Source organism: Oribacterium sp. WCC10, assembly GCF_900113415.1.
GTDB lineage: Bacteria > Bacillota > Clostridia > Lachnospirales > Lachnospiraceae > Oribacterium.
On the sequence record NZ_FOPH01000040.1, the window covers coordinates 1 to 9187 of the forward strand.

A 9187-nucleotide genomic window follows, 5' to 3' on the forward strand; every position below is an offset into this window, starting at 1 on the left:
GAGCAGATAAAGCAGAAGCATTATCCTGAATCACTTAAGGGCTATGGTAGTGAGTTGTTATTGGTTGGCATAAATTATGACAAAGATAAAGCTCCAGGAGAACGGAAACATAGCTGTAGGATAGAGAAGTTTGAGATGGGATAACCTAGTGAGTTATGAACATGGTGAAGTAAATCTTTTAGAGCTATTGCTATATTCCATGGATACTTATTTTTTGAAAAGCGGGCAGGAAGTGTTTTGAAATGGACGAAAATATGGGACATAAAGAGATGCTGCTAGGCTACGGCAAGAAGAGTATAGTTACAGAAGAGTTGGCTGAGTTGCTGAATGTGAGACAGTCAGACGCAGAAAAGATATACGGTATAATAGAAACTCTTAAGAATGAGGGACTGATAGAGCCTGTAAAAAGTTCCGGAACAAATGGAAATCTCAGATACCCATTATATAAAAAATACAGGATTTTGGCTCAGAGAGAGGTGAACGAAGAGACAATCAAGGCTGTTAACAGGCTTCATCCCATACTTCTAAAAAGTGGATATTTTGCTTCTAATCCAGAAAGGTATCGTGAATTCAGGGAAGTTATTGATGGTCTGAACAGTTTTTTCTTTTCGGGTCCGAATGGAGATTATATATCGAGGAAAGAGAGATCCTATGAGTTGTTTGGTCGTGAAAAGGTGTTGGATGACAGCGGAGTAAAAGGACTTCTCAATAAGCTTGGAATATCCCGGGAAGATCTTTGGTTTTATGATACTCCGGAGTACTGTTTTCATGATTATATTCCGGTGAGAAAAGACAGTATGACTCTCCTTATCTGTGAGAATAAAGACATTTGGTTCAACATCAGAAGATATATGTTTGAGGATGATTGGAAAAGTCTTTTTGGGGTTCAGATAGATGGAGTTGTTTATGGAGAAGGAAACAGAATTTCGCAAAAGGAGAGAGCCCTTTCCGAGTATGTAAAATTTATGGGTGAGCCTGATGTTCACTTTTTGTACTGGGGAGATATAGACAGAGAAGGATTCGATATATTTAAAAGGACCAAAGAAGTTAATGACTCTCTCCATATTTCTCTCTTTGTACCGGGATATCAGATGATGCTTGAAAGAGCAAAGGGCACTTCACTTGAAGATAGTCCCTCTTCAAAAAAGGAGGGTATAAGCTTTGATGGATTCTTAACAGAATTCACTGATGAAGAGCAGAAGTATCTTAAGATAGTACTTGAAGGAAACAAGCTTATACCGCAGGAGATCATATCTTATACACAGTTGAAACCATGATTATTATAGGTGAACATAACGGATATACATTGCTGCGGTAATGGGGGGGACGCCATAATAATATATATATCTTTTACATCATATGATATAGCTGTTGATATTAGAGTCACTCATTTTATAAAGTTATAGAGTAAATAGTAATTATTAACAGGGGAGGACACCACATGCTTCGTTCTGACATTAAAGAGATGCTTCAGGATTTTCAGAACAGAATGAAGTTTATAGATATAGTCAGGAGCATAACCGTCACAAGTTATCCTGACGAAATAAAGAAAATGTTTAAAGGCGACTACGATATTTTAAATAATCTCGTAGTTGCCGTTCTTTTATATATAAAAGAAAGAACTTTAAGTGACAGGCAGACCTGCAGTATAAAAGACGTAGCGGAGTTTCTGGATAATATAATACAGATAGTGCCGGAAGAGTATGAGGTTGATACCTTTAAGCTTGCCGGTTTTATAGTTGTCAATGTTCTTCAGAATAACGGAAAACTCATTGAATATCAGACTTTTTATGCAGATTCCGAAAGCTTTAAGAAGATGCCGGTGCGTCTTATCAATGAAGAAAAAGGATCCTATCATCTTACGGACGATGTATTTGATTTCCTTTACAGATCAAAGGAGATAGAGTCGGAACTTGATTATTCCGTTACCCGTTTCAAGATGCAGGAGTATATGAAGAGGAAGAACTATACAGAAGCTCTTACCCAGAGTAAGGAGCTGGTGGCGAGATTAAGGAACATGCATCACAGTATGTATGATTTTATACTTCGCTGCCGTGAGAATATCGCGAAGATTACCGTTGATGAATATGAGAGAATAGTTGGACAGTTCAGAAATCTCATGGTGGATGAACAGAAAGAACTTGAAGAGATACAGAAAAATGCAAGAAGAGAGGCAGAATCCATAAGGAGTGCCCTGGAAAGTGGGGCGGATACAGAGGAAGCGAGAAAGAATCTTCAGTCTCTTGAAGAGATCAATAAGAATCTTGACATAACCATACTCCAGCAGCGTGCACTTATAATTACAAAAAGTTCTGTTTCAGAATCGTATAAGCAAATGCTGAGAGACAGCTTCGTCATAAAAAGTTTTGAACGGATGAACTTTGAACAGGATATCATGCGAAGACTTCGTAAAGCAGGAGACGAGCTCGGCGATGCGGTAAAAGTATTGCTTTGGCCTTTGGTAAAACCGGAACTGGAGAAAAGATTCAGCATCGAGAATTTTTATGCCGTGAACGGTAGTATAGCTGATGCCATAGAGGAAGATGGAGTAAATCTTGATTCTGAGGATACAGAGGCGGAAGACATTAACAGGGAAAGAAATGAGATATATCTTGAGATAGTTACATCCTTTTTCGCATTTCTTCAGGACGAAAAGACTTTCGAGATAAAGAAATATATTCGTTCTCTTTCCATGGATCAGCTTCTTAGATGGAACAGAGACAGTATGCTTCCCAATACCCTCATGACCATGTATCAGAAAAAGGAGATAGACCTCGAAGCTCTTCGTAATGAAACCGGACTCTTTGTGGCGGAACCGCTGGGTGAGCTGGATCTGCTCTGGGTTTTGACAAAACTTCCGAAAAGCCAATTGAGCATGAGGAAGATAGCATTTGAAACGTCCGGGGAAAAATGCGAATTTACTGTTTTGGACGGGGAAAACAAAACGACCATAGAAATGACGAACTTTGTTGTTGAGATAATCAGGTGACAACATTTATAGGAGAAAGACATGAATACAAATACTCTAAAACTCTATCATGAGCTTATGAAGAAGGGCTGGATAGACCGTGACGATAACAGTCTCATCTGGAGCTGCACCGAGGATCAGGAAGCGAGAGATGAGCTTGATCAGATGGGGATAGAGCTTGGATTTGAAATCATCCCGGCACCGAATCGGATTTACATGGTTCCGACCCAGGAAAATGACCTGTTCCTGAAGAATAACGTGGATTACCGTTCCGATATCAAGGCAGGCAGCGATGTCAGAACCAGAGATCTGTATCTTCTTAATTATCTCGCCGTATTTGTTCTGTTCACCTTTTTCAAAGGTGAAGGTAACGAAGCTCAGGTAAGGGAATTTATCACTAAAGAAGAGCTGATAAATGAATTTACGGAACATTGTGAGAAGGTTACCAAGAAGGGCATTGAAGGAGAAGACAAGGTGACCGATTTCAGCGAAAATTTCTATATGCTGGCGGAGGACTGGCTTGGTAAAAAAGAAGGGGATCCCGGAAGTAGGAGAGTTGAGGACCGGTACGGTATCATTAACAAGATAATGCTTAAGTTCAGGGCAGATGAACTATTTACGGAGTATGAGGATGGCAGGATAAAGCCCACAAAGAAGACCCAGGATCTTATGCCCTATGTGCTTCGCAAAGACAGACTACAGGTGATCAATGAGTGGCTTCAGGAGGAACAGCATGCCGCAGATAAGTAAGATAAGGATAGTCAATTTCAGTTATAACGATGGCAAACGTTTCATACCGGATGAGCTTTATGACCTCACTTCCTCCGAGGGTGAGGCGCTGAATTCTCTTTTTAATCTCAATAACGGCGGAGGCAAGACGGTGCTTGTCCAGCTCATGCTTCAGCCGGTTCATCCTAAGGCTATGGCCGGAGGAAGAAGGATAGAGGACTACTTTGGGCGTCCGGGGGAGCATTCCTTTGTTCTCATAGAGTGGAATAAGGACAGAAGTAAGGAAAAGCTTCTTACAGGCATAGCAATAGCAGGCAGAGCCAATGCCTCATTGGAAGACAATCAAAGGGGCAATTCCATAAGATACTATACTTTTTTATCTGAGTATGAAAGATATTCGCCCTACAGCATAGCTTCTTTGGAACTTAGTAAAAACGAAAACGGAAGATATGTTCCGGCTTCTTTTGAGTATGTCCGTGAAAAAGCAAAGCAGAGTAAAGGGCTTATGACCCATTATTCTTCAGATGAAAGTGTTCTGTGGGCGAAAAAGCTTTCGGAATACGGTATCTACAGATCTGAATGGGAAACGGTCATGGAAACCCTCAATAAAGATGAAGGTGGTCTTAATCAGTACTTTGATGATGCCAAAACCTCAGATAAACTTATAGCCAAATTCTTCATTCCGGCAATAGAGCAGAAGATGAGAAGCGCAGCGGGCGGTGGAACTGACAGTTCTCTAGAAACTATGCTCATAAACTATGCAAAAAAGATTTCGGAAAAGGATGAGGTTATCCGGGAGAAGAAGGTAAATGACAGTCTGCTTCAGGAGCTTAGCGGGCTAAATCAAATGAGTGAAGAGCTCTATACGGTCAATGATAAACTGACGGAAAGCATAGGGGAAGTATGCGGATTTAAAGCGGCTATTGGAAGAAGGATTTCATCTATCGAAAGTGAGTCATATGATGCCACTGAAAAGATACAAGGCCTGGAAAATGAGTTAAGACATATCGATCATGAGGAAAATTCAAAGGAATACCATGAAGCTCAGGCACTTCGGGAGACTGCGGAGACTGTTTTTGAAGAAGCATCTCGCGCTCTTTCCGAAGCCAAAACTGAGTCCGACGTAAAAAAGCATGAAGAGGATATCCTTCAAAGTGCAAAGCTTTACAGAGATATGACAGAGGCAGAAAACGAAATCACAGTCCTTAAAAAGCTTATTGATGAAAAGGAAAATGATTCGGAGGATGCGGAGCAGATTGCGAGACTTAAGTATTCTGTACTTGTAAAAGCTGAGAGCGCTGCTTCTGAAGCAGAGAAAAGGAAAGCTCTTAAAGATATCGAGACAGAAGAAAAGAAAAAAGCATTATCTGACTGTGAAGCTGAAATGAAGAGGACAGGAAAGACCTATGAAGAAGCAAAGGACAGATATAATTCGCTGAGATCAAGGCTTGATGCAGCAAGGGAAAGCTCAGATGAAAGGATCAAGACCCTGGCAATAGAAGTCATGCGAAGGTTTGATGGTTTTTATCCGGAGGAGGAGATCCTAAAGGAGAAACTGGAAAGGGAAGAGAAGGAAGCTGCATTAAAATCAGCCGAGGAAGAGCTTAAATCCGAAATACATGAGCTTGAGAACAGGAAGAATCAGATACCTGAGGAAATGGCGGATGTGAAGCTTTCAGTGGGAGAAAAAGAGTCCGAAAAGAAATCTGCCGAAAGTGAGCTTTCCGAATATGATGATTTATATGAGAGACTCCTTAAGATATGTGAGAAGTACAGTCTTGAAAGCAATGTGATCTTTACCGGACGATTGAAAACAGTGGTTAAGGAAGACCTTGATATGACAAGAGCGGATATCCTGAAGTGCGGTCAGGATAAGGAGGCTCTTTTGGAAAGACTTCATGCTGCGGAAGAGGGACATCTTCATGTACTGCCGGCAGTCATGGATTATGTAGTGTCCACAGGAATAAGCTGCCAGACCGGAGAAGAGTATCTGTGCGGCCTTTTGGAAACCGGAGCGCTGACTAAGGAAAGGGTTGAAGGAATACTCAGAGACTATCCTGAGCTTGCTTATTCTATTCTTTTCAGCAATGAAAAGGAGCTGGAGAGGCTCCTTTCTGCAGGTAATAAAGAGTGGCTTCCTGCGCCGGTTCCGCTGTTTACCATGGAGCAGATGGATGAACTTATGAAAGGAAGTCTTTCAAAGGCTCAGTTTCTGGCTATTTGTGACAGGGCTTATTTTTCTGACAGAGAAGGATACCGGGATGAGATCAAAGAGCAGATAGGAACTTTGGAAGAGAAACAGAGGATGTATACAAGTCATCTGACAGATTGTGAAGCTTCAGATAAACTGGTGGCAAAATTTGATTATCCTGAGAACTGGAGGGATGATAAAGAAAAGTATATTGAAAATATCCGTAGTGAAGTTGATATGCTTCTTTGGAGACAAAAGGAGCTTGAGAAAGAGTTTGCTGAAACCGGGAAAAAACTGAACGGTTTAAGAGATAAACTTGAGGAAATACACAGCGGATTAAGGGATATCGATAGATGGCTTGGTTCATTTTCAGAGCTTACTGTAATGCTCTCGAAGGAAAAGGAATGGAGTCTGAAGCTTGATGATGCCTACAATTTAAAGCAGGATGCTGATAGTGCCTATAAAAAAGCATGTGAGGAATATGAGGTCATAAGGAATGATCTTACGGTTCTTTCCGGGGAGAGGGATGGTATTTCAGCTGAGATTTCCGAAATACAAGCTATATATGATAAGGTTACAGGGGCAAGAGAGACAGAAGTTCTGGATGGTGAACTGGAGTCCCTATATATGCAGTATATGACTCTTTTGAAGAGTCTCAGTGAAGGTCTTCTGGAACTTAAAAACCGGCTTGATGATATGCACGAGAGAAGGGCATCTCTTGAATCGGCGCTTGAGACCTATTCCTGCGAAAAGGCGGAATATAAAGAGGTACGTTTCTCGCCGGAGAAGCTTCGTGATGTTAAGCTTCAGGTGAAAGAAGCTTCGGATAAACTTGAAAAGTGCCAGAGAAGTTTCAGCGATGCCAATGCTTCTTACGTTAAGTTAAATGATAGAGTAGAGAGAGCGACTTCTGCCCTTTATGAATTTGATGGTGTGATTCTTCCTAAAAATGAGATCGGTGATGATTTCAAAAACAGGAGAAGAACAGCAAAAGCGGATATAAAGAAGTTCTCTGAAACACTCACAGAGCTTGGAAATGAGAAACGGGCTATGGAGAGGATTTTTGACAATGTAGGAAGCCTGCTTGATGATCTTCAGTTTGGTGAAGTTGTTAAGGCAGTGACATTGGAAGAAGCACCCGAAGAACAGTGGAAGAAGATACGCGGAGAGCTGACAAGGCACAAAAATGAGTATCAGGACAGAAAGGATAAGCTGTACAGAAGCATCGGAGATACAGTCAGAGAGTTTAAGGATATGGCTCTTTCTGAGATAGTGAATAAACTCGGCGACATAGGAGGGATGCTTTCGGATGCAGGAATAAAGGGTGACAGACTCTTTACGGTTAGTGAGAGCATCACTGCCATGATGGATTCTATCGAAAAGATAAACCGGAAGATAGAGACGGATCTCAGGGAAATCGAAAATGATTTCAACGACATCGTGGATCAGTGTATGACTCAGGGAAAGAGGATGTATACGGATCTCTGGACTATAGTTCAGAGTTCAAGGGCTCATATATTTGAGGGCAAGCCCCAGATTCAGATGGTGAGAATGAATCTCCCGGAGGAGAAGGAACTCTCCGAGGAAGCGTCAAGGATATCCATTAGGACTGAAATCGAGCAGGGAGCCAATGAGATAAAAGATCTGCTTAAGGCTCAAGCTGATGATAAACAGATCATGAAAAGAGCAAGGATCATAGTAGGAAGTGAGAGGCTGCTTCATAAGTATATAAGACAGGAGTCCATACAGGTGAAGGTTTATAAGATAGATATGAACAGTGCAAATTCCCTCTACAAGAGATGGGAGGACACTCTTACCCAGAGTTCCGGGGCTGAGAAGTTCGTAGTGTTCTTCTCAGTTGTTCTGACACTTATGAACTACACGAGATCTTCAGCAGGTCTTGTAAGCCGCTACAACAAGAGCGTGCTAATCCTGGATAATCCTTTCGGAAAGATCACTTCTGCACATCTCCTGAAACCCATGTTCGATATAGCAAAGCACTTCAATGTTCAGCTGATATGTTTTTCGGATATAAACAAGAGTGATGTCATAAACTGTTTTGAATGTGTTGTGAAGCTGGTTATAAAACCGCAGAATCTAAGTAACTATGAGATCATGACCCATGAAGGAAATGAGAAAATAGAGCATGGTTACTATAAGATAATGAATAGGCAGCTGAGTATGTTTTTAGAAAATACTGATCATATGGATGATTTCACATGATGTAGTATATAGAGAATGATAAGGGAACATAATCGTTTTGCTTAGGGTAAGAATATGCTACGATATAGGCAAATTACAAACATTTTATGCGCTTATATCGTAGTTTTTTTATTATAGGCGCACAATGTTTGATGTAGAATGGCAGGTGATAAGTATTTATGGGCATATATTTGAATCCGGGGAATGATGGATTTTCAAGAATAGAAAAAGGTGAATATGTTGATAAAACCGGTTTGATTGGAAACATAAACAGATGCATAGATACTTCTAAAAACCTTATCTGTATAAGCAGACCGCGCAGGTTTGGCAAATCATATGCGGCGCAGATGTTATGTGCGTATTACGATAAAACATGTGATTCTCATGGATTATTCGATAAGTATGAAATAGCTTCTGATGAGAGCTATGAAAAGTATATTGGCAGATATGATGTGATTTATTGGGATATGACAGGTGTTAAGCCATATACTGATAAGTATAAACAGCTTGTTCCTTTTTTGGCGGACAGTCTATTAAACGAATTAAAGGATCAGTATCCGGATGTTACTATATCAAGTGATCTTCCTTCAACTTTGGCGAATGCTGCAGAGGAAATAGGCGGAAAATTTGTAATAATGATTGATGAATGGGATGCTCCGATACGTGAGAATCCGGAAGTTCAGAAAGAGTATCTTGAATTTTTGAGATCGCTCTTTAAGAATAGCGGTACAACATCTAAAATATTTGCTGCGGCATATATGACGGGTATTTTACCAATCAAAAAAGACGGGTCACAGTCTGCGATTTCGGATTTCGAAGAGTTCACTGTGGTGAAGCCAAGACAGTATGGTCAGTATGTAGGCTTTACAGAACAGGAAGTAAGACATTTATGTGATGTTCATGGTACAGATTTTAAACTTATGAAACGTTGGTATGATGGATATAGGTTTAAAGGTGTTGGGTCTGTATACAATCCAAATTCCGTGATGAAAGCGATAGCTTATGACGATTTCGATTCCTATTGGACAGAAACCTCTGCGGCAGAAGGGCTCATGAGTTATATCAGTAAGCCATATAACGGAATGGCGAAGACTATA

5 protein-coding genes are annotated in these 9187 nt (G+C 40.7%); all 5 read left to right on the forward strand.

From position 1 onward, the window contains the following. Positions 1-242: 242 nt before the first annotated feature. A complete protein-coding gene (locus BM294_RS15305) occupies positions 243-1277 on the forward strand; it encodes a Wadjet anti-phage system protein JetD domain-containing protein (RefSeq protein WP_091209921.1) in 1035 nt (344 codons plus the stop codon). Positions 1278-1441: 164 nt separating this feature from the next. Beyond that, positions 1442-2989, forward strand: coding sequence for a hypothetical protein (locus tag BM294_RS15310; protein ID WP_091209923.1), 1548 nt, complete (start codon positions 1442-1444; stop codon positions 2987-2989). 21 nt (positions 2990-3010) lie between these two features. Continuing rightward, complete coding sequence (locus BM294_RS15315; RefSeq protein ID WP_091209925.1) at positions 3011-3718, forward strand: DUF6063 family protein; 708 nt, start codon at positions 3011-3013, stop codon at positions 3716-3718. Further along, positions 3702-8111, forward strand: coding sequence for a coiled-coil domain-containing protein (locus BM294_RS15320; protein WP_091209927.1), 4410 nt, complete (start codon positions 3702-3704; stop codon positions 8109-8111). The genes BM294_RS15315 and BM294_RS15320 overlap by 17 nt, the downstream gene beginning before the upstream one ends. Positions 8112-8269: 158 nt before the next feature. Then, a partial coding sequence (locus BM294_RS15325; protein WP_175494729.1) for an AAA family ATPase occupies positions 8270-9187 on the forward strand: 918 nt, incomplete at its 3' end.

Coding starts and splice junctions, on each gene's coding strand:
- BM294_RS15305 (WP_091209921.1), top strand. CDS start 243: ATGGACGAAAATATGGGACATAAAGAGATGCTGCTAGGCTACGGCAAG.
- BM294_RS15310 (WP_091209923.1), top strand. CDS start 1,442: ATGCTTCGTTCTGACATTAAAGAGATGCTTCAGGATTTTCAGAACAGA.
- BM294_RS15315 (WP_091209925.1), top strand. CDS start 3,011: ATGAATACAAATACTCTAAAACTCTATCATGAGCTTATGAAGAAGGGC.
- BM294_RS15320 (WP_091209927.1), top strand. CDS start 3,702: ATGCCGCAGATAAGTAAGATAAGGATAGTCAATTTCAGTTATAACGAT.